The following is a 25,509-nucleotide window of genomic DNA, read 5'->3' as shown; positions in this document are numbered from 1 at the left end:
GGAGCCCTTATGATGCCGCTTTCTCCGCAATTACAGCAGCACTGGCAGACGGTCGCTGACCGTCTGCCAGCGGATTTTCCCATTGCCGAACTGAGCCCACAGGCCAGGTCGGTCATGGCGTTCAGCGATTTTGTCGAACAGAGTGTGATCGCCCAGCCGGGCTGGCTGAATGAGCTTGCGGACTCCTCGCCGGAGGCGGAAGAGTGGCGGCATTACGAGGCCTGGCTGCAGGATCGCCTGCAGGCCGTCACTGACGAAGCGGGGTTGATGCGAGAGCTGCGTCTCTTCCGCCGCCAGATGATGGTCCGCATCGCCTGGGCGCAGGCGCTGTCGCTGGTGAGCGAAGAAGAGACCCTGCAGCAGCTGAGCGCCCTGGCGGAGACCCTGATTGTCGCCGCCCGCGACTGGCTCTACGCCGCCTGCTGTAAGGAGTGGGGAACGCCATGCAATGCCGAGGGCCAGCCGCAGCCGCTGCTGATCCTCGGGATGGGAAAGCTGGGCGGCGGCGAGCTGAACTTCTCTTCCGATATCGATCTGATCTTTGCCTGGCCTGAGCATGGCGCCACGCGCGGCGGCCGCCGCGAGCTGGATAACGCCCAGTTCTTTACCCGTCTGGGGCAGCGGCTGATCAAGGCCCTTGACCAGCCGACGCAGGACGGCTTTGTCTATCGGGTTGACATGCGCCTGCGGCCGTTTGGCGACAGTGGGCCGCTGGTACTCAGCTTTGCGGCACTGGAAGATTATTACCAGGAGCAGGGTCGGGACTGGGAACGCTATGCGATGGTGAAAGCGCGGATCATGGGGGATAACGACGGCGTGTACGCCAGCGAGTTGCGCGCGATGCTCCGTCCTTTCGTCTTCCGCCGTTATATCGACTTCAGCGTGATCCAGTCGCTGCGTAACATGAAAGGCATGATCGCCCGCGAAGTGCGGCGTCGCGGGCTGAAAGACAACATCAAGCTCGGCGCCGGCGGGATCCGTGAAATTGAGTTTATCGTTCAGGTCTTTCAGCTGATCCGCGGTGGTCGCGAACCTGCACTGCAGCAGCGCGCCCTGCTGCCGACGCTGGCGGCGATTGATGAGCTACATCTGCTGCCGGAAGGCGACGCGGCGCTGCTGCGCGAGGCCTATCTGTTCCTGCGCCGGCTGGAAAACCTGCTGCAAAGCATCAACGATGAGCAGACCCAGACCCTGCCGCAGGATGAACTTAACCGCGCCAGGCTGGCGTGGGGGATGCATACCGAAGACTGGGAGACGCTGAGCGCGCAGCTGGCGAGCCAGATGGCCAACGTGCGGCGAGTGTTTAATGAACTGATCGGCGATGATGAGGATCAGTCCCCGGATGAGCAACTGGCCGAGTACTGGCGCGAGCTGTGGCAGGATGCGCTGGAAGAAGATGACGCCAGCCCGGCGCTGGCGCATTTAAACGATACCGACCGCCGTAGCGTGCTGGCGCTGATTGCCGATTTTCGTAAAGAGCTGGATCGGCGCACCATCGGCCCGCGCGGCCGCCAGGTGCTGGATCAGCTGATGCCGCATCTGCTGAGCGAAATCTGCTCGCGCGCCGATGCGCCGCTGCCTCTGGCGCGGATCACGCCGCTGTTGACCGGGATCGTCACCCGTACCACCTATCTTGAGCTGCTGAGCGAATTCCCCGGCGCGCTGAAGCACCTGATCACGCTCTGCGCGGCGTCGCCGATGGTCGCCAGCCAGCTGGCGCGCCACCCGCTGCTGCTGGATGAGCTGCTGGATCCCAACACTCTCTATCAGCCGACGGCGACCGATGCCTATCGCGACGAGCTGCGCCAGTACCTGCTGCGCGTGCCGGAAGAGGATGAAGAGCAGCAGCTGGAGGCGTTGCGCCAGTTTAAGCAGGCGCAGCAGCTGCATATCGCGGCGGCGGATATCGCTGGTACCCTGCCGGTGATGAAGGTCAGCGATCACTTAACCTGGCTTGCCGAAGCGATCCTCGACGCGGTGGTGCAGCAGGCATGGGGGCAGATGGTCGCTCGCTACGGCCAGCCGACCCACCTGCACGATCGCCAGGGTCGCGGCTTCGCCGTCGTCGGCTACGGTAAGCTTGGCGGCTGGGAGCTGGGCTACAGCTCCGATCTCGATCTGGTGTTCCTCCATGACTGCCCGGCGGAGGTGATGACCGACGGCGAGCGGGAGATTGACGGCCGTCAGTTCTACCTGCGGCTGGCCCAGCGGATCATGCACCTGTTCAGCACCCGCACCTCGTCCGGTATTCTCTACGAAGTGGACGCCCGGCTGCGTCCTTCTGGCGCGGCGGGGATGCTGGTCACCACCGCCGACGCGTTTGCTGACTATCAGCAGAACGAAGCCTGGACGTGGGAACATCAGGCGCTGGTGCGCGCCCGCGTGGTCTATGGCGACCCGGCGCTGCAGGCGCGCTTTGACGCCATTCGTCGCGATATCCTGACCACCCCGCGGGAGGGGATGACCCTGCAGACCGAGGTTCGCGAGATGCGCGAGAAGATGCGCGCCCACCTTGGCAACAAACATCCCGATCGTTTTGATATCAAAGCCGATGCCGGCGGGATCACCGATATTGAATTTATTACTCAGTATCTGGTCCTACGCTATGCCAGTGACAAGCCGAAGCTGACCCGCTGGTCTGACAACGTGCGTATTCTTGAGCTGCTGGCGCAGAACGACATCATGGACGAGGAGGAGGCGCGCGCCTTAACGCATGCATACACCACCTTGCGTGATGCGCTCCATCACCTGGCCCTGCAGGAGCAGCCGGGACACGTGGCGCCAGAGGCCTTCAGCCGGGAGCGTCAGCAGGTCAGCGCCAGCTGGCAGAAGTGGCTGATGGCTTAACTATAAAATCGGGTGTGCTATTATCGCGCGCAAAGTTTGCGTCTCGCAGGAGAGAGTCATGAAAGTAACGCTGCCGGAGTTTGAACGTGCAGGAGTGTTGGTGGTGGGTGATGTGATGCTGGACCGCTACTGGTACGGCCCCACCAGTCGTATTTCCCCGGAAGCCCCGGTGCCGGTGGTGAAGGTGGAAAATATCGAAGAACGTCCTGGCGGCGCGGCAAACGTAGCGATGAACATCGCCTCCCTGGGGGCAACGTCGCGCCTGGTGGGATTGACCGGGATTGATGACGCTGCCCGCGCGCTGAGCCAGGCGCTGGCCAATGTGAATGTGAAGTGCGACTTCGTCTCCGTCCCGACTCACCCGACCATCACCAAGCTGCGGGTGCTGTCGCGCAATCAGCAACTGATCCGCCTCGACTTTGAAGAGGGCTTCTCCGGCGTGGATCCGCAGCCGATGCACGAGCGCATTCAGCAGGCGCTGGGCTCCATTGGCGCGCTGGTTCTCTCGGACTACGCCAAAGGGGCGCTGACCAGCGTCCAGACCATGATCGCGCTCGCCCGTGAAGCGGGCGTGCCGGTGCTGATCGATCCGAAAGGCACCGATTTCGAACGCTACCGCGGCGCGACGCTACTCACCCCGAACCTCTCTGAGTTTGAAGCGGTGGTGGGCAAGTGTCAGGATGAAGCGGAGATCGTTGAACGCGGCATGAAGCTCATCGCCGAATTTGAACTGTCAGCGCTGCTGGTGACGCGTTCTGAGCAGGGGATGACGCTGCTGCAGCCGGGGCGTCCGCCGCTGCATATGCCGACCCAGGCCCAGGAAGTGTACGATGTCACCGGCGCCGGCGACACGGTGATTGGCGTGTTGGCGGCGACCCTGGCCTCCGGCAACACCCTGGAAGAGGCCTGCTATTTCGCCAACGCCGCGGCGGGCGTGGTGGTCGGTAAGCTGGGGACCTCCACCGTTTCTCCTGTCGAGCTGGAAAACGCGGTCCGCGGCCGGGCTGAGACCGGCTTTGGCGTGATGAGCGAAGAGGAACTCAAACAGGCGGTTGCGGCAGCGCGCAAGCGCGGTGAGAAAGTGGTGATGACCAACGGGGTCTTCGATATTCTGCATGCCGGCCATGTCTCCTATCTGGCGAATGCGCGCAAGCTGGGCGACCGTCTGATCGTGGCGGTCAACAGCGATGCCTCAACCAAACGTCTGAAAGGCGAAACCCGCCCGGTGAACCCGCTGGAGCAGCGGATGATCGTGCTGGGGGCGCTGGAGGCCGTCGACTGGGTGGTCTCCTTCGAGGAAGACACCCCGCAGCGGCTGATTGCCGGTATCCTGCCGGACCTGCTGGTCAAAGGCGGCGATTATAAGCCGGAACAGATCGCCGGCAGCGAAGAAGTCTGGGCTAACGGCGGCGAAGTGCTGGTGCTCAACTTTGAAGATGGTTGCTCGACCACCAATATTATTAAGAAAATACAAAAAGATAGCGATAAATAATCTTTTCGCTATTCACCGGCTTGTACGGTGAAGCATCACGGCCCGCGATGGAGATATCGCGGGCCGTTTTTATTTAATCATGTGGAAAATGATTTAGCGCAATAAATAATCATATTAAGCGCATTTTTCGTACAAATCGCGTTAAGGTAAGCGTAAATACTGAAGTGAGTAAAGGCATATGACTGATCAGAACATCCACCGCTGAAGGAGTATGCGCATGAACCATAACGATATGTATTCAATGAAGAATTTTGATTTTTTGGCGCGGAGTTTCGCCAGAATGCACGCGCAAGGCCAGCCAGTTGATCTTCAGGCTATTGTCGGCAATATGGATGAAGAGCATCGTGAATGGTTTTGCCAGCGTTATGAACTTTACTGTCGTCAGGTAAACAGCCCGGCGGAAGCCGCCCACTAAGCTAAACGCAAAACGGGCCCCTGAGGGCCCGTTTTTTACGGCTGCTCTTCGCTGCCAGGCGTCGCTGCCTGGCGGTTTTCGAGGTCATTCAGACGCTGCTCCAGCAGCGCCAGTTTTTCGCGGGTCCGCAGCAAAACCTGAGTCTGTACGTCAAACTCTTCGCGGCTGACCAGATCCAGGCGGGTCAGCTGCGACTGCAGCGCCTGGCGGATTTTCTTCTCAACATCCTCACCCAGATCGCGAAGTCCTTTTGGCATCGACTCATGGACCTGGCGGGCGATTTGTTCAATTTTTTTCGGGTCAATCATGGTGGTTTCCTGCTCGGGTCGGATGATTGATCATTGTAGTGCGAACCAGGCCGCCTATAAACCAGAAATGTTTGAAGCTTATGCATTGCCGAGGATAGTCAATAGCGTTATAGTTATCTCGCTTATTCTCAGGGCGGGGCGAAATTCCCCACCGGCGGTAAATCAACCATTGCGTTGAAAGCCCGCGAGCGCTTCCCGTGACTACGGGAAGGTCAGCAGATCCGGTGTAATTCCGGGGCCGACGGTTAAAGTCCGGATGGGAGAGAGTAACGGCACAGTCGGGTCCAGGCCCGCTCGCGTTGACTTTTGCCGCTAAACCGGCGCTCCTAAGACTGCCCTGATTCTGGTAACCATAATTTTAATGAGGTTTTTTTACCATGAATCAGACGCTCCTTTCTTCTTTTGGTACCGCTTTTGAACGTGTGGAACACGCTTTGGACGCCCTGCGCGAAGGCCGCGGCGTGATGGTGCTTGATGATGAAGACCGTGAAAACGAAGGCGATATGATCTTCGCCGCCGAAACCATGACCGTTGAGCAGATGGCGCTGACCATTCGTCACGGCAGCGGCATTGTGTGCCTGTGCCTGACCGAAGATCGCCGCAAACAGCTGGATCTGCCGATGATGGTAGAGAACAACACCAGCGCCTACGGCACCGGCTTTACCGTGACCATCGAAGCGGCCGAAGGTGTGACCACCGGCGTCTCCGCTGCCGACCGCGTGACCACCGTCCGCGCGGCCATTGCCGACGGCGCGAAACCTTCCGATCTCAACCGTCCTGGCCACGTTTTCCCGCTGCGTGCGCAGCCGGGTGGCGTACTGACCCGCGGCGGCCACACTGAAGCCACTATCGACCTCGTGACCCTGGCTGGCTTTAAACCCGCAGGCGTGCTGTGCGAGCTGACCAACGACGATGGCACCATGGCGCGCGCGCCGGAGTGCATCAAGTTCGCTCAGCAGCACAATATGGCGGTAGTCACGATTGAAGATCTGGTGGCCTATCGTCGCGAACATGAGCGTAAAGCCAGCTAAATAGCGGTTCGCTACGCCCGACCACAGCCCACATCTTAGTGGGCTGTGTTGTTTCTGCGCTTTAACCGATGCCCATCGTCTGGAGTACCACCAGGCTCAGCCCCATGACCGACATCCCGCACAAAACGCCATAGCTTGGGTTGCTTTGCGGATCGATCTCTTTCGCCAGCGGCATCAGTTCATCGACGGACAGTGCCACCATAATCCCGGCCACAGCGGCCATGATCGCTCCCATCACCAGCGGTGAGACCAGGCTCCCCAGAATCAGCCACGCCAGCACGCCGCCCAAAATTTCCGCCATGCCGGAAAGCCCGGCCCAGAGCACCGCCTTGCTGCGCGATCCGGTGGCGGCATATACTGGCCCGGCAACGGCCAGTCCTTCAGGAATATTGTGCAGGGCAACGGCGAGGGCCACGCCCATGCCGAGTTCCAGGTTGTTGCTGGCCGTGACATAGGTGGCGATCCCTTCCGGGAAGTTATGCAGGCTGATACCCAACGTCAGCAGAATAGCGGTGCGACGTAAATTACGTGGACGCGGCGTGGCGGGGGTCATCAGATCCTGCGGGTGAGCGTGCGGCAGCAGGCGGTCAAGGCCGAAATAGCCCAGCAGGCCGATGACAAACATCCCGTAACCGAGCAGCGGCGACATGCCTTCGGCGGTCAGCGCGGCAGGCAGCATTTCCATCAATGAAATCAACAGCATGATCCCGGCGGCAAAGCCGAGGGAGAAGCCAAGCAGACGGTTAGAGGGTTTCTGACCAATCACGCCGAATATGGCGCCAATAAAGGTTGCGCTACCGGCTAACAGCGTCAATATTAAGGGTGATGACATCGCTACTCTCCCTGTGAAAATAAGTGCATATGAGTATATTGCCTGAGGATGCGCGTACGGGACACGTCCCTTTACCGCGACTTACATTCAAATTTTCTGACGATCATCATCATGGTTATCTGAGTTTATCCTGGCGCAAAAGCGCGTAATGTGAGCACATCACATTGACACCCTAAGGATATCATCATGTCCCCTACCCGAATGCCCGCGTTGTTTCTCGGCCATGGCAGCCCAATGAACGTGCTGGAAGACAACATTTATACTCGCGCCTGGGCTCACCTGGGCGAAACCCTGCCGCGTCCGAAGGCGATTGTGGTGGTCTCTGCGCACTGGTTCACGCGCGGTACGGGCGTGACGGCGATGGAGGCCCCGAAGACCATTCACGACTTCGGCGGTTTCCCACAGGCGCTGTATGACACCCATTATCCGGCGCCGGGCTCTCCGGCGCTGGCGCAACGACTGGTGGAGCTGCTCTCGCCTGTGCCGGTCACTCTCGACAAAGAAGCCTGGGGATTTGACCATGGCTCGTGGGGCGTGCTGATTAAAATGTATCCGCAGGCGGATATCCCGATGGTTCAGTTGAGCATCGACAGCACCAAACCGCCGGCCTGGCATCTCGAAATGGGGCGGAAACTGGCCTCGCTGCGTGATGAAGGCATTATGCTGGTGGCCAGCGGCAACGTGGTGCATAACCTGCGCACCGCCCGCTGGCACGGCGAGAACACGCCGTACCCATGGGCAGAGTCCTTCAATAACTACGTGAAGGCGAATCTGCAATGGCAGGGGCCGGACGAGCAGCACCCGCTGGTTAACTACCTGGCACACGAAGGAGGCTCGCTCTCCAACCCAACGGCGGAGCATTTCCTGCCGCTGCTATATATCCTGGGGGCGTGGGATGGTGTTGAAGCGATTACGATCCCGGTCGATGGCATCGAGATGGGCTCGCTGAGTATGCTGTCGGTAGTGGTTGGCGCCTGATGATAGTGCGCTCCGGCGATATCGTCGCCGGAGCGCGACATTATTCGACGAAAATGTGCGGATAGAAGCGCGACAGATCCTGAGTGATCAGCGCCCGATCTTCGCGAATGCCGATCCCGGCGGGCTGATCGTTGATGAGCCAGCTGCCAATCAGCGTGTAGCTGTCACCAAACTTCGGCAGGGGGTAAAACTCCTGCACGATGGTTCCTTCTTCCCCGTACGGACCTTCCACCGACTCCACGACCTTGCCCTGCTCAACAATGGAGACGTTGGCCCCTTCACGAGAGAAGATCGGCTTAATGACGTACTTCTCCATCTCCGGGTGGGCATCTTCGCTGAAGTAGGCCGCCAGCAGATTCGGGTGATTGGGGAACATTTCCCACAGCATCGGCAGCAACGCTTTGTTGGAGATAATGCTTTTCCACGCGGGCTCCAGCCAGCGCACGCCGGCGTCTTCCAGCTTGGTGGAGAACATCTCCCGCAGCATAAACTCCCACGGATAGAGCTTGAACAGGTTACCAATCACCTGATCCTGCAGATCGGTAAACTGACCTTTTTCGCCCAGACCGATATCTTCGATATAGAGGAATTCCGTCGCCAGGCCTGCTTCGGCGGCGCAGTCCTGCAGATACTGCACAGTGCCGCGATCTTCAACGGTATCGCGGCAGCAGGCCATATGCAGCAGCTGGAAGCCAAACTGCTCGCGCAGCTCGCCGAAGCGATCGATGAGCTTTTCCTGCAAACTATTGAACTGGTCGCTGCCCGCCGGCAGCTTGCCGGCGTTGAGCTGGTCTTCCAGCCAGATCCACTGGAAGAAGGCCGCTTCATACAGCGAGGTCGGGGTATCGGCATTGTTCTCCAGCAGCTTCGGCTCGCCGACGCCATCCCAGGCCAGGTCGAGACGCGAGTAGAGCGACGGCTGGTTGGTTTTCCACGACTGGCGCACAAAGCCCCAGGTGTGTTTAGGGATGCGGAATTTAGTCATCAGCTCATCGCTGGCGATCACTTTCTCCACCACCTGGAGGCACATTTGATGCAGCTCGGCGGTGACTTCCTCCAGTTTTTCCACCTGCGCGAGGGTCAGCTTGTAATAAGCCTCTTCGCTCCAGTAGGGCTCGCCGTACATGGTGTGGAAGTTGAAACCGTACTCGGTCGCTTTCTCACGCCAGTCCGGGCGCTCGGTAATACTGACTCTTTCCATGTGAATTAGCCGCCCATCGAGCGAGAAGAGGACGTTGAGCCTGCGGCGCTACGCTGCATAGTCGACTGCTTCGCCACCGACTCGCCAAAACCACCGCGGGTAACGGTGGTGGTAGTTGCTGGCTTCGGCGCCATCGCGGTTTTCGGCACGTTCATGGTGCGACCCGGCTGGGCGGCGCCATAGCTCTTGCCGCTCGCATCGGTGTATTGACCATAGGCCGGGCTGGCCGGGTTTTTCGAGCTGAACAGCGGCTGCTGTTGCGCCATGCCGCCGCCCATCAGGCGGCCCATCATATAGCCGGCCATCAGCGGCATCCAGAAGCTGCCGCTGCTTTGCGCCTGCGCCTGGTTTTCCGGGGCGACGCCCGCCTGGGCTGGCGTCTGCTGGCACTGGCCTTCGCCAAACTCGGCGACGCAGTCTTCCCGGGTGGCATATTTCGGCGCGGTACGTTCTGCCTCTTTTACCGCGTTGGTGTAAGCCGTGGTGCACTCGGCTGCTTTGCCCGGATTGGCGGCGGAGCAGTCATCGGCGTTCTGGTATAGCGACACCGTTTCATCGCTTTTTTCACAACCGGCAAGCATAAAGACCGCGGTGACGGCCAGCGCGACCGGCGTCAGATGGCGTGCGCTCCAGCTTTTGCGGAACGACGAATGATTAATTTTTTTTGTCCGTTTCATATTTGTCTTCCAGGACCCAGTGGTATGGCGTGTGTTAACGCTCAGGATAGAGGATGAGTGGTGGAAAATGAAGCGAAGAGGGGCGCTAAGCGGGGGATCTTTACGTTGCCTTACGTTTAACGCATCGCCTGTCCGACGGACAGGCGATGCGCGTCACAGTATGGGTATTACTGACGGAACGGATTGCTGCCGCTGCTCTGGGTGGTCCGTGCGGACGCCGGTTTCACCGCTGCGGTAGTGTTGCCGTAGCCATCGGCGGTGGCATCCTGCTGTGGATTTTCCGGCGCGACGCTGTCTGCGGAGGTGGGGATCGGTTTGCCCAGCGTGTTGTTCAGGGCGACCAGATCCTGCTCGTTCAGGGTACCTAACGCCGACTTAATGTTCAGCTCGTTGATCAGGTAGTTATAGCGCGCATTGGAGAGCTGCTGCTTGGCGTTATACAGCGTGGTGGTGGCGTCGAGGACGTCAACGATGGTACGCGTACCCACCGAGTAGCCTGCTTCCATCGCATCCAGGGAGCTTTGCGCAGAGACCACCGCTTGTTTGTAGGCATTGATGCTGCTGATGGAGGCGTTCACGTTGTTAAACGACGAACGTACAGTCTGCACGACGCTGCGGTGGGCGCTTTCCAGCTGCTCGCTGGCGCCAACGAAGTTGTATTGCGCCTGTTTGACCTGCGAGGTCACCGCGCCACCCTGATACAGTGGCAGAGAGAAGTTCAGGCCGATTTGGTTCTGCCCGGCATCGTTATCCTGGTATTGCTGAGGATTATTATGGGTTTTTGAACCACTGTAGCTAGTATTCGATACCCCACTCGACGCGGATAGGCTGAGCGTCGGCAAATGCCCGTCCTGCGCCTGGCGAATCTGCTCGCGAGCCAGGTCCTGGTTCAGACGCGCCTGCAGCAGCGACAGGTTGCGGTTCTCCGCTTCCTTCAGCAGGGCGTTGACCGCCTGCGGCTTGTTGGTTTTGAAGCCATTCACATTCAGCGAGGCCAGCTCCGGATAGTAGTTACCGGTGACCTGGCGCAGTTCTTCGACGGCGTTGTCGAGATCGTTACGCGCGGTGACTTCGTTCGCCAGCACGGCGTCGTATTGTGAACGGGCGTTCTGCACGTCAGTGATCGCCACCAGGCCTACGTTAAAGCGCTGCGTGGTTTGATCCAACTGGCGGTAAATAGCCTGTTTCTGCGCTTCGGTATAGGAGAGCGTGTCGATGGCGGCCAGCACTTTAAAATAGGCCGTCGCGGTATTCAGAATCAGCGTTTGCTGATCGGTCTGATACGTGACATCCTGAATACCTGCCGTTTTTTCCTGTAGCGTCAGGGCGCGCCATTTCGACATATCAAACAGAACCTGCGTTAACTGCAGCGAGCCGCTGGTGACGTTTGAATTGATGCCGTTGCTGTCGCGATAGCCATTGTTATAGGTATAATCCGCTCCCAGCCCAAGCTGAGGCAGTAATGGACTGCGCGCTTCATTGATCTTTTCGAACGCGGCGTCACGATCGGCTGCCGATTTACGCAGATCGGGGTTGCTGATGCGCGCCTGCTGGTAAACCTGAAGCAGGTTTTCCGCCTGGCTCATGGCGCTGAACCCGGTCAGGCTCAGGCCGATAAGAATGGGGAGCAATTTCTTCATTTGCATTCCTTGTTGTGAAGCATTTAGCGCTGGTCTAATTCTAAGAAAAATTCCGCTGATTGTATCGATTCTGCCGCCGTAAAAAGTTGGCGTTACGTGCCATCCGGCGGTAATTTGCACCAATCTAACATACGGACCGTAAAACGGTAGCCAAACGGTCTGGAAATCCCTAATTTCGGATTAGCAGGACATGACAATGAGCAAACCCATTCAGCAGGGAATTACCTTCTTCAAAAATGATGTAGAAATTATTGCACGCGAAACGCTGTATCGTGGTTTTTTTTCGCTCGATTTATACCGTTTTCGCCACCGCCTGTTTAACGGCGGCATGAGCGGCGAAGTCACCCGTGAAATTTTTGAGCGCGGGCATGCCGCCGTCTTGCTACCCTTTGACCCGGTGCGGGACGAAGTGGTGCTCGTCGAACAAATCCGTATTGCCGCCTATGATACCAGCGAGAGCCCGTGGCTGCTCGAAATGGTCGCCGGCATGATTGAAGCGGGGGAAACGGTGGAAGACGTTGCCCGTCGGGAAGCGCTGGAGGAGGCCGGACTTGAAGTCGGGCGGACGAAACCAATATTAAGCTATCTGGCCAGTCCTGGCGGCACCAGCGAACGGTTATCGATCCTGGTGGGAGAAGTTGATGCATCCACGGCAAAAGGCATTCACGGCCTGGCCGAGGAAAACGAGGATATTCGGGTGCATGTGGTGAGCCGGGAACAGGCTTACCAGTGGGTAGAAGAGGGGAAAATCGATAACGCAGCCTCTGTCATCGCCTTGCAATGGCTGCAATTGCATTATCACAATTTACGAAACGAGTGGACAAAATGAAGCGTTATACACCTGACTTCCCTGAGATGATGCGCCTGTGCGAGACCAACTTCGCGCAGTTGCGCCGCCTGTTGCCGCGAACGGATGCAGCGGGTGAGAAGGTAAGTTATCAGGTGGGAAGCGCGCAGTATCGGTTAACGATAGTTGAATCGACCCGCTACACTACTCTGGTGGCGATAGAACAGACTCTGCCTGCGGTAAGCTACTGGAGCCTGCCGTCGATGACCGTTCGCCTCTACCATGACGCCATGGTGGCCGAAGTGTGTTCGAGTCAGCAGATCTTTCGCTTCAAAGCGCGGTATGATTATCCTAATAAAAAGTTGCATCAACGCGACGAAAAGCATCAAATTAACCAGTTTCTGGCCGACTGGCTGCGTTACTGTTTAGCACATGGAGCGATGGCGATTCCGGTTTGTTAGCGTCGTTAAACCTAAGGACACCATTTGGAAAGCCTGTTAAACCTACCTCTGGCTGGTGAGGCCAGAGTCAGGATCTTACAAATTACTGATACTCACCTGTTTGCTGAAAAACATGAAACGTTGTTAGGCATTAATACCTGGGAAAGTTATCAGGCCGTACTGTCGGCTATTCATGCCTCACAGCGTCCATGCGATCTGATTGTCGCAACAGGCGATCTGGCGCAGGACCACTCCTCCGCGGCCTATCAGCATTTTGCTGAGGGTATCGCGAGTTTTGCTGCACCCTGCGTCTGGCTACCGGGTAACCATGATTTCCAGCCGGCGATGTACAGTACGCTGCAGGCGTCAGGCATTTCACCCGCCAAGCGCGTGTTTCTCGGCGACCACTGGCAGATCCTGCTGCTGGACAGCCAGGTGTTTGGCGTTCCCCATGGCGAGCTGAGCGACTTCCAGCTGGAGTGGCTCGAACACAAGCTGGCAGAAGCGCCGGAGCGTTATACCTTACTCCTGCTGCACCACCATCCGCTGCCTGCTGGCTGTAGCTGGCTGGACCAACACAGCCTGCGCAACGCTGGCGCGCTGGACCGCGCGCTGAGCGCCTGGCCGCGGGTGAGACATCTGCTGTGCGGCCATATTCATCAGGAGCTGGATCTGGACTGGAATGGCCGGCGCATGATGGCGACGCCGTCGACCTGCGTCCAGTTCAAACCACACTGCGCCAATTTCACTCTGGATACCGTCTCACCCGGCTGGCGCTGGCTGGAGCTGCATCCTGACGGGACGCTGACCACCGAAGTGTGCCGCCTGGAAGGCGCCGAGTTCCACCCGGATATTGCTTCAGAAGGCTACTGATGGCGACGCTTCTTTATCTGCACGGCTTTAACAGTTCCCCGCGCTCGGCGAAGGCGATGGCGTTAAAGACCTGGCTGTCGCAGCAGCACCCCGACATCACCATGGTGGTACCGGAGCTGCCGCCTTATCCGGCTGAAACAGCAGAGCTGCTGGAATCCATTGTGCTGGAGCATGGCGGCGAGCCACTCGGGGTTGTTGGATCGTCGCTGGGCGGCTACTACGCGACCTGGCTGTCGCAGTGCTTTATGGTGCCGGCGGTGGTCGTCAACCCGGCGGTGCGCCCGTTTGAACTGCTGAACAATTTTCTCGGCCACAATGAGAATCCATACACCGGGCAGCAATATGTGCTAGAGTCTCGCCATATTTACGATCTCAAGGTCATGCAAATCGACCCGCTTGAAGCGCCGGATTTACTCTGGCTGCTGCAGCAGACCGGGGATGAAGTGCTTGATTACCGCCAGGCCGTTCATTACTACGCCTCCTGCCGGCAAACGGTGGAGGAGGGCGGTAATCACGCATTTGTCGGCTTTGACGATCATTTCACTCAGATTATCGAATTTCTCGGCCTGTGCTAAACGGCCCTGAACGACCTACGAATACACACCATGACGCAATCTTCATATAACGCTGATGCCATTGAGGTACTCACCGGGCTAGAGCCGGTGCGCCGCCGTCCGGGCATGTATACCGACACCACCCGTCCTAACCATCTTGGTCAGGAAGTTATTGATAACAGTGTCGATGAAGCGCTGGCAGGCCACGCCAAACGCGTGGAAGTTATCCTTCATGCCGACCAGTCCCTGGAAGTCATTGACGACGGGCGCGGCATGCCGGTCGACATTCACCCGGAAGAAGGGGTGCCGGCGGTTGAGCTGATCCTCTGCCGACTGCACGCGGGCGGTAAGTTTTCCAACAAAAACTACCAGTTTTCCGGCGGCCTGCACGGGGTGGGGATCTCGGTGGTCAACGCCCTGTCAAAACGCGTAGAGGTAACGGTTCGTCGCGACGGTCAGGTCTACAGCATCGCCTTTGAAAACGGTGAAAAAGTAGAAGATCTGCACGTCACCGGTACCTGTGGCAAACGCAATACCGGGACCAGCGTCCATTTCTGGCCGGACGAAAGCTTCTTCGACAGCCCGCGTTTCTCCGTTTCGCGTTTGACCCATCTGTTAAAAGCGAAAGCGGTGCTGTGTCCCGGCGTGGAAATCGTGTTTCGCGATCAGGTCAACGACAGCGAGCAGCGCTGGTGCTATGCCGATGGCCTTAACGACTACCTGTGCGAAGCCGTAAACGGCCTGCCGCTGCTGCCGGAAAAACCGTTCGTCGGCACCTTCTCCGGCGAGACGGAAGCCGTGGACTGGGCGCTGCTGTGGCTGCCGGAAGGCGGCGAATTGCTGACCGAAAGCTACGTCAACCTGATCCCGACCATGCAGGGCGGGACGCACGTTAACGGTCTGCGTCAGGGACTGCTGGATGCGATGCGCGAGTTCTGCGAATACCGTAATATCCTGCCGCGCGGCGTGAAGCTGTCAGCGGAAGATATCTGGGATCGCTGCGCCTACGTGCTGTCGGTGAAAATGCAGGATCCGCAGTTCGCCGGGCAAACCAAAGAGCGTCTGTCGTCGCGCCAGTGCGCGGCATTCGTCTCCGGCGTGGTGAAAGATGCCTTCAGTCTGTGGCTGAACCAGAACGTACAGGCTGCCGAACTGCTGGCGGAGATGGCTATCTCCAGCGCCCAGCGTCGTCTGCGCGCCGCCAAGAAAGTGGTGCGTAAAAAGCTGACCAGCGGTCCGGCATTGCCGGGTAAGCTGGCAGACTGCACCGCCCAGGACCTGAACCGCACCGAGCTGTTCCTCGTCGAAGGGGACTCGGCGGGCGGTTCAGCCAAGCAGGCGCGCGATCGCGAATATCAGGCGATCATGCCGCTGAAAGGCAAGATCCTGAATACCTGGGAAGTCTCGTCCGATGAAGTGTTAGCTTCGCAAGAAGTGCACGACATTTCGGTGGCGATTGGTATTGACCCGGATAGCGATGATTTAAGCCAGCTGCGCTACGGCAAAATTTGTATTCTGGCGGATGCCGATTCCGATGGCCTGCACATTGCCACCCTGCTGTGCGCGCTGTTTGTGAGACATTTCCGTACCCTGGTGAAAGAGGGGCACGTCTACGTCGCGCTGCCGCCGCTGTACCGTATCGATCTCGGTAAAGAGGTCTACTACGCGCTGACGGAAGAAGAAAAAACCGGCGTGCTGGAGCAGCTGAAGCGTAAGAAGGGCAAGCCAAACGTCCAGCGCTTTAAAGGTCTGGGTGAGATGAACCCAATGCAGCTGCGGGAAACCACGCTTGATCCGAATACCCGCCGGCTGGTGCAACTGGTGATCAGCGATGAGGATGAGCAGCAGACCACGGCGATGATGGACATGCTGCTGGCCAAGAAGCGTTCCGAAGACCGTCGCAACTGGCTGCAGGAGAAGGGCGATATGGCGGATCTGGAAGTGTAAGTCTGTACGCTGCGCCTGACGTAAAAGGGAGCCTCAGGCTCCCTTTTTCATTTCACGACTGCGTCGGCGGGCTTAGACGCCAGGCTGCAGGATACGGATGGTGGTCTCCAGCACATCGCCTTTGACCGCTTCCGACCAGGCTTTCATGTGCGGCGTTTGCAGGTGCGCTTCAAGATGCGCGACGCTTTCCCACTGCTCCACCATGACGATAGAGTCGGGGGCCGTGGTCTGGAAGCTGACGCCGGCGGCATGATCTACCATGGGCGCGTAGCCGTGGCAGCCGGCCTCCTGCAAAACGGTCGGAATGATTTTCGCGAACTGATCGAGAACCGCCTGACGGTGGTGCTGGCCCGGGCGGGTACGGATTTCTGCAATCACTGTTAACATGGTTAACTCAACTCCTTCTGTGTGTATCTCGTCATACTCCAGGTTCGAATAACTCGAAATATGTAGAGCGTAGACCTGTAGTTAACCAAAAATTTCCGCCAGATGCTTGCGATATTCTGCGATATACCGTGGGACATCAGGCATTTTAATCACGTCGTTGGCGATAAAGGTCGGCAGCGCTTCCATTCCCAGGAACTGGTTAGCCTTATGGAACGGCAGGTAAACGCCGTCAACGCCGACGCCGTGGAAGAACTGGTCTTCGTCGGTGAAGGCTTCCATCGGCGCGTTCCAGGTCAGGGAGAGCATATATTTTTTCCCCTGCACCAGGCCGCCGGAGCCATATTTTTTGCTGGCGTCGGAGCGGGTACGACCGTCGCTGGCGTACAGCGAGCCGTGGCCTTCGGTAAAGACATCATCCATATATTTCTTCACCGTCCACGGGGCGCCCATCCACCAGCCCGGCATCTGCCAGATCACCACATCGGCCCAGAGGAAATTCTGCACTTCTGCTTTTACGTCGTACTCGCTTTCGGCGCGAACGCTTTTAACATCGTGCCCGGCGTCGCGCAGATAACTCTCCGCGACCTCGGTCAGGGTGTCGTTCAGCTGGCCATTCGAGTGCGCGAACTTTTTTGCGCCATTGATAATCAGGATGTTGCTCATCATTTGTCCTCAATCTTGAAAATTTGCCGATGATCTTACCCCGCGAAGCGGGGCAGTAAAATGAGCAAAATGTGCAAAGTCTTTTGCCAAATGAGCAATAATCTCGCTACCAGTACACGCGGGCTTCGAAGCCGCCGTCGCGCGCGTTGGCGAAATCAACCTGCATGCCGTGCAGCGAGGCGATGCGCCGGACGATAGACAGGCCCAGGCCGCTGCCCGGCGCGTCCTGCCCCGGCGGGCGATAAAAACGCTCGCCGATGCGCGCAAGCGCCTGCGGGCTAATGCCTGGGCCGTTATCACGCACCCGAAACTCGAGGCCGTTGAGGGTGATATCAACCTGGCTGCCGCGCGGGCTATAGCGTACGGCATTATCCAGCAGGTTGCGCACCAGCAGGCTGAGCAGCAGCGGCTGGCCGGTGTGAACGATATGACTGGCATTCAGGTGTAGGCGTAGTTCAATGGCGGACTGCTGCGCATGGTGATACATCTCCATCACCGCCGACTGCAGCAGGTCGTCGATGGCGACCGGCTGCACGTCGTCCAGTTGGGCGAGCGAGTCCAGCCGCGACAGCGTCAGCAGTTGATCGACCAGCCGGGTGGCGCGATCGATCCCCTGGTGGAGCTGGGCCAGCGCTTTCTCACGTCCTTCTGCATCGTCCATAGAGAGCTGGGCGACGTCGGTCTGTACCTTCAGCGCCGCCAGCGGGCTGCGCAGCTCATGGGCGGCATCAGAGGTAAACCGACGTTCGCGCAGCATGGCGTCATGGGTGCGCTGGAACAGCTGATTCAGAGCCTCGACCAGCGGGCGGACTTCGGAGGGGATCTTCTCCACGCTGAGCGATTCCGCTGAGTCCGGCGCGCGCAGGCGCAGCGTGCGCGCCAGCTTTTTCAACGGCGCCAGTTCGCGGCTTAACAGCACGATAAGCAGCACGAACATCAGCGGCAGGGCGATCATCCACGGGGTGAGCTGCGAGGTCACGATATCCATCGCCATTTCGCGCCGATAATCCCACTCCTGACCGACGACGATGCGATGACGACCATCGGCAGTGGTTAACCACAGGAAGCGCCACTCGTCATCATCGCCGCGCAGATAGCCATCACTGAACCCCTCGCGCTGCGAGTTCCACTGGATATCCTCCCCGTTCTCGCCGTCGTTGAGCACCATGGTGCCGTCGCGGGTGAAGATGGCGAACGCCAGCGCGTCGTCGTCGATGTGTCCATGCCGCACCTTTTTCTTTTCACCGAGCGATTCGGGCGGGGCGCGGAGTTCATCGAAATGCATGGCGCTCAGGCGGCGGGCGAACAGCAACTGCTGGGTATCGAACAGCTTATCCAGCTTTTTGCTGGTTTGCTGCCAGGCGATCACGCTGGCGACGCCCCAGGCGGCCGCGGTCAGCACAGCAAACAGCAGCGTCAGACGGACGCGCAGGCTCAGGCGGGCAAGTCGTTTCATGCGTCACCCAGGGTATAGCCTATGCCGTGGACAGTGCGGATAAATCCGCTACCGAGTTTGCGGCGCAGATGATGGACGTGAACTTCCACGGCGTTGCTGGAGACCTCGTCGTCCCAGGTGTAGAGCTTTTCTTCGATAAGCTTGCGCGGCAGTACGCGACCAGCGTTACGCAGCAGCAGTTCCAGCAGGGCGAACTCTTTCGGCTTTAGCACCAGGCTCTCGCCGTCGAGGCTGGCGGTTAAGCGGTTCGGGTCGAGGCTCACCTTGCCGTGGCGCAACTCGCTGCTGCTCTGGCCGTGCGCGCGACGGATCAACGCTTCGAGGCGCGCCGCCACTTCAATCAGGGCGAAAGGTTTGCACAGATAGTCATCGGCGCCGAGCCGTAGCCCCTCCACTCGCTGGCTGAGCGCATCGCGGGCGGTAAGGATCAGCACTGGCTCATGGCGGCCCTTGTCCCGCCATTCGCGCAGAATATCGAGGCCATCGATGCCGGGGAGGGTGAGATCCAGGATTGCGGCGTCGTAGGGGGCGCTATATAAGGCATTTTTGCCCTCCAGCCCGGCGGTAAACCAGTCAATGCTGAAGCCCATTTTGCTCAGCCCGGCTTTGATGCCGTCGCCGATCAGCTTGTCATCTTCCACCAGTAATATGCGCATGTTTCCCTCCGACGATCCTGTTTCTTTGCGCAGTAAACCGCGTTGAAGCGGGTGATGTACAGCATTAAAATTTCTTTTTTCCGCTTAAGAAGTCGTTAAGTTTTGTCGGGCGTAATAGGAGCCATATCAACACGAAGGGAGAACACATCATGAAGAAAATTGCTGCGATGACCGCGATCGTTGCCCTGGTTTCCATGCCGGTGCTGGCTGCCGAACAGGGCGGGTTTACCGGTCCTTCTTCGACCACGCAGGTCAGTTCCACCGCGCAGGCTGGCGGATTCACCGGCCCGAGTGGCGCGGTGACCACCGTCGCCAATGCCAAATCGCTGCGGGACGATACCTGGGTGACCCTGCGCGGCAAGATAACCGAGCGCATTTCTGACGATCTGTATAAATTCCAGGATGCTTCCGGGGTGATCAATGTCGATATCGACCACAAGCGCTGGAACGGCGTGACCGTCGGCCCGCAGGACACAGTAGAAATTCAGGGGGAAGTCGATAAGGACTGGAACTCAGTAGAAATCGACGTTAAACAGATCCGTAAAATCGCGCCATAAGTCTTCGTCAGATAAGCGCAAGATCGGTCAGGCATCGCGATCCTCGCTCTGTCAGAGTATGTCGCGAGGAGGAGACGATGAACGATATTAAGGCCAGCCCGGCGTATGTCGGGCGCTTCCAGCGTGTCTGTAGGTACATTGCGCGCCATCTTGATGAGCCGCTGTCGCTGGAGGCGCTGAGCGCGATAGCGCACAGTTCGCCTTACCATTTTCACCGGCAATTTAGCGCTTATACCGGCATTCCATTGTACCGGTATATTCAGTGGTTGCGTCTGCGACGCGCCTGTTGGCGCCTGGCGTTTAACCCCTGCGATAAAGTCATCGATATTGCCCTTGATGCCGGATTTCAGAATGCGGAGTCGTTCAGTCGTGCCTTCCGTACCGCGTTTGACCAAAGCCCGACCCAATTCCGTCAGCAACCGGACTGGGCCGAGTGGCATCGACGCGTACCGAAACATACGCTACAGGAGCAAACGTCGATGGACGTCAATATCATTTCCTTCCCCACCACCCGGATAGCCGTACTGCAACATCGCGGCAGCCCGGACCTTGTCAACACCACCGCCGCGCGTTTTATCGCCTGGCGTAAGACGAGCGGATTATCGCCCGTCGCCACCAGCGATACCTGGGGTATCGCCTGGGACGATCCGCAGACCACCCCGCAGGAGGCATTTCGTTTTGATATCTGCGGTACGGTCGCTGGGCCGGTCGGTGAAAACGCCTTTGGCGTGATTAACGGCGAAATCCCCGGCGGACGCTGCGCCGTCGTGCGCCATCACGGCTCGCTGGACACGCTGGCGAACAGCGTTTGGTTTCTCTATCGCGACTGGTTACCCGCGTCAGGCGAGACGTTACGGGATTTTCCGGTGTACTTCCGTTACCTCAATTTTGTCCATGAGGTGGCTGAGCATGAACTGCAAACCGATATTTATCTGCCGCTGGCCTGATTAAGCGTGACGGAATCCTCAGCCGATCTCACGGCCTGTGACTCAGGGCGTGAGATCGGGTATTATCGCGGGTAGTTTTGCCGTCCGAACGGTCGGTACCCAGATTGAGGATCCACGATTAATGAGCGATATGGCAGAGCGCCTTGCGCTGCATGAATTTACGGAAAATGCTTACCTGAACTACTCCATGTACGTGATCATGGACAGGGCATTACCGTTTATTGGCGATGGCTTAAAACCGGTCCAGCGTCGCATCGTCTACGCGATGTCCGAGCTGGGGCTGAACGCCAGCGCGAAATTCAAAAAGTCCGCCCGCACCGTCGGCGACGTGTTGGGTAAATATCACCCGCACGGCGACAGCGCCTGCTATGAAGCGATGGTGCTGATGGCGCAGCCGTTCTCTTACCGTTACCCGCTGGTAGACGGGCAGGGAAACTGGGGTGCGCCGGACGATCCGAAATCCTTCGCCGCCATGCGTTACACCGAGTCCCGCCTGTCGAAGTATGCTGAACTGCTGCTCAGCGAGCTGGGACAGGGAACGGTCGACTGGGTACCAAACTTTGACGGGACGCTGCAGGAGCCGAAAATGCTGCCTGCGCGTCTACCGAACATCCTGCTTAATGGCACCACCGGCATCGCGGTGGGTATGGCCACTGATATTCCGCCGCACAACCTGCGTGAAGTGGCCAAAGCGGCTATTACCCTGATTGAGCAGCCGAAAACGACTCTCGACGAACTGCTGGATATCGTGCAGGGGCCGGATTTCCCGACCGAGGCGGAGATCATCACCTCGCGGGCGGAAATTCGCAAAATCTACCAGAACGGACGCGGCTCAGTGCGCATGCGCGCGGTGTGGAGCAAAGAGGACGGCGCGGTGGTGATTAGCGCGCTGCCGCACCAGGTTTCCGGCGCCAAAGTGCTGGAGCAGATTGCGGCGCAGATGCGCAATAAAAAGCTGCCGATGGTTGACGATCTGCGCGACGAATCGGACCACGAAAACCCGACCCGTCTGGTGATCGTCCCGCGCTCCAACCGGGTGGATATGGAACAGGTGATGAACCACCTGTTTGCTACTACCGATCTGGAAAAAAGCTACCGCATCAACCTCAATATGATCGGCCTCGACGGACGCCCGGCGGTGAAAAACCTGCTGGAGATCCTCAGCGAGTGGCTGGTGTTCCGTCGCGATACCGTGCGTCGCCGTCTGAACCATCGGTTAGAGAAAGTGCTTAAGCGCCTGCATATCCTTGAAGGTTTGCTGGTGGCGTTTCTCAATATCGATGAAGTGATCGAGATCATCCGCACCGAAGATGAACCGAAGCCAGCCCTGATGTCGCGCTTTGGCATCAGCGAAACCCAGGCGGAAGCGATTCTGGAATTAAAACTGCGCCACCTCGCCAAACTGGAAGAGATGAAGATCCGCGGCGAGCAGGACGAGCTGGAAAAAGAGCGCGACCAGCTGCAGGCGATTCTGGCTTCTGAGCGTAAAATGAACAACCTGCTGAAAAAAGAGCTGCAGGCTGATGCCGATGCTTTCGGTGACGAACGCCGCTCGCCGCTTCACGAACGTGAAGAAGCGAAAGCGATGAGCGAGCATGATATGCAGCCGTCTGAGCCAGTGACTATCGTTCTGTCGCAGATGGGCTGGGTGCGGAGCGCCAAAGGGCACGACATTGACGCTCAGGGCTTGAGCTATAAAGCGGGCGACAGCTGGAAGGCCTCGGCGAAAGGCAAGAGCAACCAGCCGGTGGTGTTTATCGATACCACCGGGCGCAGCTATGCCATCGATCCAATTACCCTGCCTTCCGCGCGTGGCCAGGGCGAGCCGCTTACCGGTAAGCTGACTCTGCCGCCGGGGGCGACCGTGGAACATATGCTGATGGAAAGCGACGATCGTAAGCTGCTGATGGCTTCCGACGCGGGCTACGGTTTTGTCTGCACCTTCAACGATCTGGTGGCGCGCAACCGTGCCGGTAAAGCGCTGATCACCCTGCCTGACAACGCGCACGTGATGCCGCCGCTGGTGATTGAGGACGAGTCCGATATGCTGCTGGCCATCACGGCAGCCGGACGGATGCTGATGTTCCCGGTGAGCGATCTACCGCAGCTGTCGAAAGGCAAGGGCAACAAAATTATCAGCATTCCTGCGGCGGAAGCCGCCGCCGGGCAGGATGGCCTGGCGCATCTGTTTATCCTGCCACCGCAGAGCACGCTCACCATCCATGTTGGCAAACGGAAAATCAAACTGCGTCCGGAAGAGCTGCAAAAAGTCACCGGCGAGCGTGGTCGCCGCGGTTCGCTGATGCGCGGGCTGCAGAAGATCGACCGTGTTGAAATCGACTCGCCGCGCCGCGCCGCGGCAGGCGATAGTGAAGAGTAAACGCCACTCCTCCCGTCTTTGACGGGAGGAGGCGAAAAAATGCCGCAAAATCGTTGTTTATTCAGGCGTTGCGATTAACAATGTCCATCACCAGGGACCCAGGAAGAACGGTCCCGGCCTGCGCAGAACTGATGAGCCTGCCTTCTGTCAGCAGCGAATAATTCTAAGCGGTTTGGGTTTTAGAGGTAGCTATGCTATTCATTTTTCGAGTAATTTTCGTGGTCATTTATTGCATCGTGGTGTGCATACTTGGCTGTCTGTACTGCTTGTTCAGCCCGCGTAATCCAAAACATGTTGCCACTTTCGGCCATCTGTTTGGCCGCTTATCTCCGGTATTTGGCCTGAAGGTGGAACTGCGCAAACCTGCTGATGCGGAAAGCTATGGCAACGCGATCTACATCGCTAACCACCAGAACAACTATGATATGGTGACGGCCTCGAACATCGTGCAGCCGCCGACGGTCACCGTAGGTAAAAAAAGCCTGCTGTGGATCCCGTTCTTTGGCCAGCTCTACTGGCTGACGGGCAACCTGCTGATTGACCGTAATAACCGGACCAAAGCGCATGGCACCATTGCTGAAGTGGTGAATGCCTTTAAAAAGCGTAAAATTTCGTTCTGGATGTTCCCGGAAGGGACCCGCAGTCGCGGCCGCGGCCTGCTGCCTTTTAAAACCGGCGCCTTTCACGCGGCGATCGCCGCTGGCGTACCGATTATTCCGGTGTGTGTGTCCAACACATCGAACAAAATTAAGCTCAACCGCTGGAACAACGGTCTGGTGATTGTTGAGATGCTGCCGCCGGTGGATACCAGCCAGTTCGGTAAAGACAACGTGCGCGCGCTGGCGACGCATTGCCGCGAGCTGATGGCCGCCAAAATTGCTGAGCTGGACAACGAAGTGGCCGCGCGCGAAGCGGCTAAAAAGTCATAAGACAGGAAACGCCGCCAACGCGCGCGTATTGCTGGCGGGAAACGAATTCCCTTTTTCATTTGTCAGTATGTCATGGAGTTAATATGTCACTCAGTCGGCGTCAGTTTATTAAGGCTTCCGGCGTAGCGCTGTGCGCTGGCGCCGCGCCGCTGAAAGCCCATGCCGCCGGCCAGCAGCTTGCGCTGCCGGTTCCGCCGCTGCTGGAATCGCGTCGCGGTCAGCCGCTGTTTCTGACGCTGCAGCGTTCGCACTGGTCGTTTACGCCAGGCACTCGCGCCCCCGTCTGGGGGATCAATGGCCGCTACATGGGGCCGACGATCCGCGTCTGGAGCGGGGACGACGTCAAGCTTATCTACAGCAACCGTCTGACTGAGAATGTCGCGATGACCATCCGCGGCCTGCAGGTGCCTGGCCCGCTGATCGGCGGCGCGGCGCGTATGATGTCGCCGAACGCCGACTGGGCGCCGGTGCTGCCTATCCGCCAGAGCGCTGCCACCTTGTGGTATCAGGCCAACACGCCGAACCGGATGGCGAAGCAGGTATACAACGGCCTGGCCGGCATGTGGCTGGTGGAAGATGAGGTCAGCAAGAACCTGCCAATCCCTAACCACTACGGCGTTGATGACTTCCCGGTGATCATTCAGGACAAGCGGCTGGATAACTTCGGCACGCCGGAATATAGCGAACCGGGGAGCGGCGGCTTCGTTGGCGATACGCTGCTGGTTAACGGCGTGCAGAGCCCCTATGTCGAAGTGTCGCGCGGCTGGGTGCGCCTGCGCCTGCTGAACGCCTCCAACTCCCGGCGCTATCAGCTGCAGATGAGCGATGGCCGACTGCTGCATGTGATTTCCGGGGATCAGGGGTTCCTGCCGGCGCCGGTCTCGCTCAAGCAGCTGTCGCTGGGGCCGGGGGAACGGCGTGAAATTCTGGTCGATATGACCAACGGCGATGAAGTGTCCATTACCTGCGGAGAAGCGGCGAGTATTGTCGACCGTATCCGCGGCTTTTTTGAACCGTCAAGCATCCTGGTCTCCACGCTGGTGTTGACCCTGCGGCCGACCGGGCTGCTGCCGCTGGTCACCGACAGTCTGCCGGTGCGTCTGCTGCCGACCGAACTGCTCTCCGGCACGCCGATCCGCAGCCGGGATATCACCCTTGGCGACGATCCGGGCATCAACGGCCAGCTGTGGGATCCGCAGCGTATCGATATCACGGCGCAACAGGGGACCTGGGAGCGCTGGACGGTGCGCGCCGACCGCCCGCAGTCGTTCCATATTGAAGGGGTGATGTTCCAGATCCGTAACGTCAACGGCTCGTCGCCCTTCCCGGAAGATCGCGGCTGGAAGGACACCGTGTGGGTCGACGGGCAGGTTGAACTGCTGGTCTACTATGCTCAGCCGTCGTGGCCGCACTTCCCGTTCCAGTATCTGAGCCAGACGCTGGAGCTTGCCGACCGCGGCTCGATCGGCCAGATGCTGGTGAATCCCGCGCCGTAATCTCTTCAACCCTGGC

Annotated in this window: 24 protein-coding genes, 1 pseudogene and 1 riboswitch; of the genes and pseudogenes, 15 read left to right on the top strand and 10 right to left on the bottom strand. The window is 58.7% G+C overall.

The features are described from left to right. Nucleotides 1-9: 9 nt before the first annotated feature. Both glnE and hldE read left to right on the top strand, forming a co-directional pair. Nucleotides 10-2,847 (top strand): bifunctional [glutamate--ammonia ligase]-adenylyl-L-tyrosine phosphorylase/[glutamate--ammonia-ligase] adenylyltransferase, encoded by a 2,838-nt coding sequence (gene glnE / locus HMPREF3142_RS11920; protein ID WP_032731260.1) that lies wholly within the window; start codon nt 10-12, stop codon nt 2,845-2,847. Nucleotides 2,848-2,905: 58 nt separating this feature from the next. Next, complete coding sequence (gene hldE, locus HMPREF3142_RS11915; protein WP_008806524.1) at nt 2,906-4,339, top strand: bifunctional D-glycero-beta-D-manno-heptose-7-phosphate kinase/D-glycero-beta-D-manno-heptose 1-phosphate adenylyltransferase HldE; 1,434 nt, start codon at nt 2,906-2,908, stop codon at nt 4,337-4,339. 77 nt (nt 4,340-4,416) lie between these two features. Here hldE and HMPREF3142_RS29410 read toward each other — a convergent pair. Beyond that, a pseudogene (locus tag HMPREF3142_RS29410) lies at nt 4,417-4,565 on the bottom strand (hypothetical protein). Between HMPREF3142_RS29410 and glgS the strand changes: the two are divergent. Beyond that, a complete protein-coding gene (glgS, locus tag HMPREF3142_RS11910) occupies nt 4,557-4,754 on the top strand; it encodes a cell surface composition regulator GlgS (protein ID WP_004205248.1) in 198 nt (65 codons plus the stop codon). The pseudogene HMPREF3142_RS29410 and the gene glgS overlap by 9 nt on opposite strands. 35 nt (nt 4,755-4,789) lie before the next feature. On the opposite strand, the gene ubiK is transcribed toward glgS, so the two are convergent. After that, complete coding sequence (ubiK, locus tag HMPREF3142_RS11905; protein WP_008806522.1) at nt 4,790-5,062, bottom strand: ubiquinone biosynthesis accessory factor UbiK; 273 nt, start codon at nt 5,060-5,062, stop codon at nt 4,790-4,792. Between the two features lie 120 nt (nt 5,063-5,182). Further along, a riboswitch (FMN riboswitch) is annotated at nt 5,183-5,334 on the top strand. Between the two features lie 105 nt (nt 5,335-5,439). Here ubiK and ribB point away from each other — a divergent pair. Next, the gene (ribB, locus tag HMPREF3142_RS11900) at nt 5,440-6,093 is read left to right on the top strand and encodes a 3,4-dihydroxy-2-butanone-4-phosphate synthase (protein WP_004174356.1); all 654 of its coding nucleotides are present in this window, start codon (nt 5,440-5,442) and stop codon (nt 6,091-6,093) included. A gap of 61 nt (nt 6,094-6,154) precedes the next feature. Here ribB and zupT read toward each other — a convergent pair whose 3' ends face one another. Continuing rightward, the gene (gene zupT, locus HMPREF3142_RS11895) at nt 6,155-6,925 is read right to left on the bottom strand and encodes a zinc transporter ZupT (protein ID WP_008806521.1); all 771 of its coding nucleotides are present in this window, start codon (nt 6,923-6,925) and stop codon (nt 6,155-6,157) included. Between the two features lie 186 nt (nt 6,926-7,111). On the opposite strand from zupT, the gene ygiD reads away from it, so the two are divergent. Further along, a complete protein-coding gene (ygiD, locus tag HMPREF3142_RS11890) occupies nt 7,112-7,903 on the top strand; it encodes a 4,5-DOPA-extradiol-dioxygenase (protein ID WP_008806520.1) in 792 nt (263 codons plus the stop codon). 40 nt (nt 7,904-7,943) lie between these two features. Here the strand turns inward: ygiD and HMPREF3142_RS11885 are convergent, their stop codons facing one another. The 3 genes from HMPREF3142_RS11885 to tolC all read right to left on the bottom strand — a co-directional run bounded on the left by HMPREF3142_RS11885 (nt 7,944) and on the right by tolC (nt 11,421). Continuing rightward, nucleotides 7,944-9,104: a glutathionylspermidine synthase family protein gene (locus tag HMPREF3142_RS11885; protein WP_008806519.1), complete on the bottom strand. Its 1,161-nt coding sequence runs from the start codon at nt 9,102-9,104 to the stop codon at nt 7,944-7,946. 5 nt (nt 9,105-9,109) lie between these two features. After that, the gene (locus tag HMPREF3142_RS11880) at nt 9,110-9,781 is read right to left on the bottom strand and encodes a DUF1190 family protein (RefSeq protein WP_008806518.1); all 672 of its coding nucleotides are present in this window, start codon (nt 9,779-9,781) and stop codon (nt 9,110-9,112) included. A 167-nt stretch (nt 9,782-9,948) separates the two neighbouring features. Continuing rightward, nucleotides 9,949-11,421 (bottom strand): outer membrane channel protein TolC, encoded by a 1,473-nt coding sequence (gene tolC, locus HMPREF3142_RS11875; RefSeq protein ID WP_008806517.1) that lies wholly within the window; start codon nt 11,419-11,421, stop codon nt 9,949-9,951. Nucleotides 11,422-11,617: 196 nt separating this feature from the next. Between tolC and nudF the strand changes: the two genes are divergently transcribed. The 5 genes from nudF to parE are packed head-to-tail and all read left to right on the top strand — an operon-like array spanning nt 11,618 to nt 16,022. Further along, a complete protein-coding gene (gene nudF / locus HMPREF3142_RS11870) occupies nt 11,618-12,250 on the top strand; it encodes an ADP-ribose diphosphatase (protein ID WP_008806516.1) in 633 nt (210 codons plus the stop codon). Continuing rightward, nucleotides 12,247-12,669, top strand: coding sequence for a DUF1249 family protein (locus HMPREF3142_RS11865; RefSeq protein WP_002916847.1), 423 nt, complete (start codon nt 12,247-12,249; stop codon nt 12,667-12,669). The genes nudF and HMPREF3142_RS11865 overlap by 4 nt, the downstream gene beginning before the upstream one ends. 24 nt (nt 12,670-12,693) lie before the next feature. After that, complete coding sequence (gene cpdA / locus HMPREF3142_RS11860; protein ID WP_008806515.1) at nt 12,694-13,521, top strand: 3',5'-cyclic-AMP phosphodiesterase; 828 nt, start codon at nt 12,694-12,696, stop codon at nt 13,519-13,521. Further along, complete coding sequence (yqiA, locus tag HMPREF3142_RS11855) at nt 13,521-14,096, top strand: esterase YqiA (protein WP_008806514.1); 576 nt, start codon at nt 13,521-13,523, stop codon at nt 14,094-14,096. The genes cpdA and yqiA overlap by 1 nt, the downstream gene beginning before the upstream one ends. Before the next feature lie 30 nt (nt 14,097-14,126). Then, nucleotides 14,127-16,022, top strand: coding sequence for a DNA topoisomerase IV subunit B (gene parE / locus HMPREF3142_RS11850; protein WP_008806513.1), 1,896 nt, complete (start codon nt 14,127-14,129; stop codon nt 16,020-16,022). A gap of 72 nt (nt 16,023-16,094) precedes the next feature. On the opposite strand, the gene HMPREF3142_RS11845 is transcribed toward parE, so the two are convergent. The 4 genes from HMPREF3142_RS11845 to qseB form a co-directional block, all read right to left on the bottom strand. Beyond that, nucleotides 16,095-16,409 carry a putative quinol monooxygenase gene (locus HMPREF3142_RS11845; RefSeq protein ID WP_008806512.1) on the bottom strand — a complete coding sequence of 105 codons (315 nt, stop codon included), beginning with the start codon at nt 16,407-16,409 and terminating at the stop codon, nt 16,095-16,097. A gap of 81 nt (nt 16,410-16,490) precedes the next feature. Further along, on the bottom strand, nt 16,491-17,072 hold the full coding sequence (locus tag HMPREF3142_RS11840) for an NAD(P)H-dependent oxidoreductase (RefSeq protein ID WP_008806511.1): 582 nt from the start codon (nt 17,070-17,072) through the stop codon (nt 16,491-16,493). A 106-nt stretch (nt 17,073-17,178) separates the two neighbouring features. Beyond that, nucleotides 17,179-18,528, bottom strand: coding sequence for a quorum sensing histidine kinase QseC (gene qseC / locus HMPREF3142_RS11835; protein ID WP_070612091.1), 1,350 nt, complete (start codon nt 18,526-18,528; stop codon nt 17,179-17,181). Continuing rightward, the gene (qseB, locus tag HMPREF3142_RS11830; protein WP_008806509.1) at nt 18,525-19,184 is read right to left on the bottom strand and encodes a quorum sensing response regulator transcription factor QseB; all 660 of its coding nucleotides are present in this window, start codon (nt 19,182-19,184) and stop codon (nt 18,525-18,527) included. Before qseB ends, qseC begins: the two co-directional genes overlap by 4 nt. A 149-nt stretch (nt 19,185-19,333) precedes the next feature. On the opposite strand from qseB, the gene HMPREF3142_RS11825 reads away from it, so the two are divergent. From HMPREF3142_RS11825 to ftsP, 5 genes are all read left to right on the top strand, one after another. Beyond that, nucleotides 19,334-19,741: a YgiW/YdeI family stress tolerance OB fold protein gene (locus tag HMPREF3142_RS11825; RefSeq protein WP_008806508.1), complete on the top strand. Its 408-nt coding sequence runs from the start codon at nt 19,334-19,336 to the stop codon at nt 19,739-19,741. A 77-nt stretch (nt 19,742-19,818) separates the two neighbouring features. Next, nucleotides 19,819-20,688, top strand: a complete 870-nt coding sequence (locus HMPREF3142_RS11820) for an AraC family transcriptional regulator (protein WP_023323284.1) — start codon at nt 19,819-19,821, stop codon at nt 20,686-20,688. A gap of 121 nt (nt 20,689-20,809) precedes the next feature. After that, a complete protein-coding gene (gene parC, locus HMPREF3142_RS11815) occupies nt 20,810-23,068 on the top strand; it encodes a DNA topoisomerase IV subunit A (protein WP_008806506.1) in 2,259 nt (752 codons plus the stop codon). Between the two features lie 191 nt (nt 23,069-23,259). After that, a complete protein-coding gene (plsC, locus tag HMPREF3142_RS11810; RefSeq protein ID WP_008806505.1) occupies nt 23,260-23,997 on the top strand; it encodes a 1-acylglycerol-3-phosphate O-acyltransferase in 738 nt (245 codons plus the stop codon). An 83-nt stretch (nt 23,998-24,080) separates the two neighbouring features. Continuing rightward, nucleotides 24,081-25,493, top strand: coding sequence for a cell division protein FtsP (gene ftsP, locus HMPREF3142_RS11805; RefSeq protein ID WP_008806504.1), 1,413 nt, complete (start codon nt 24,081-24,083; stop codon nt 25,491-25,493). Nucleotides 25,494-25,509 lie beyond the last annotated feature (16 nt).

It is taken from the genome of Klebsiella sp. HMSC16C06 (assembly GCF_001808325.1).
In the GTDB taxonomy this organism is placed as follows: Bacteria; Pseudomonadota; Gammaproteobacteria; order Enterobacterales; family Enterobacteriaceae; genus Klebsiella; species Klebsiella variicola.
The sequence above is the reverse complement of the archived record's forward strand: the minus strand, read 5'-3'. Positions and strand labels throughout refer to the sequence as shown.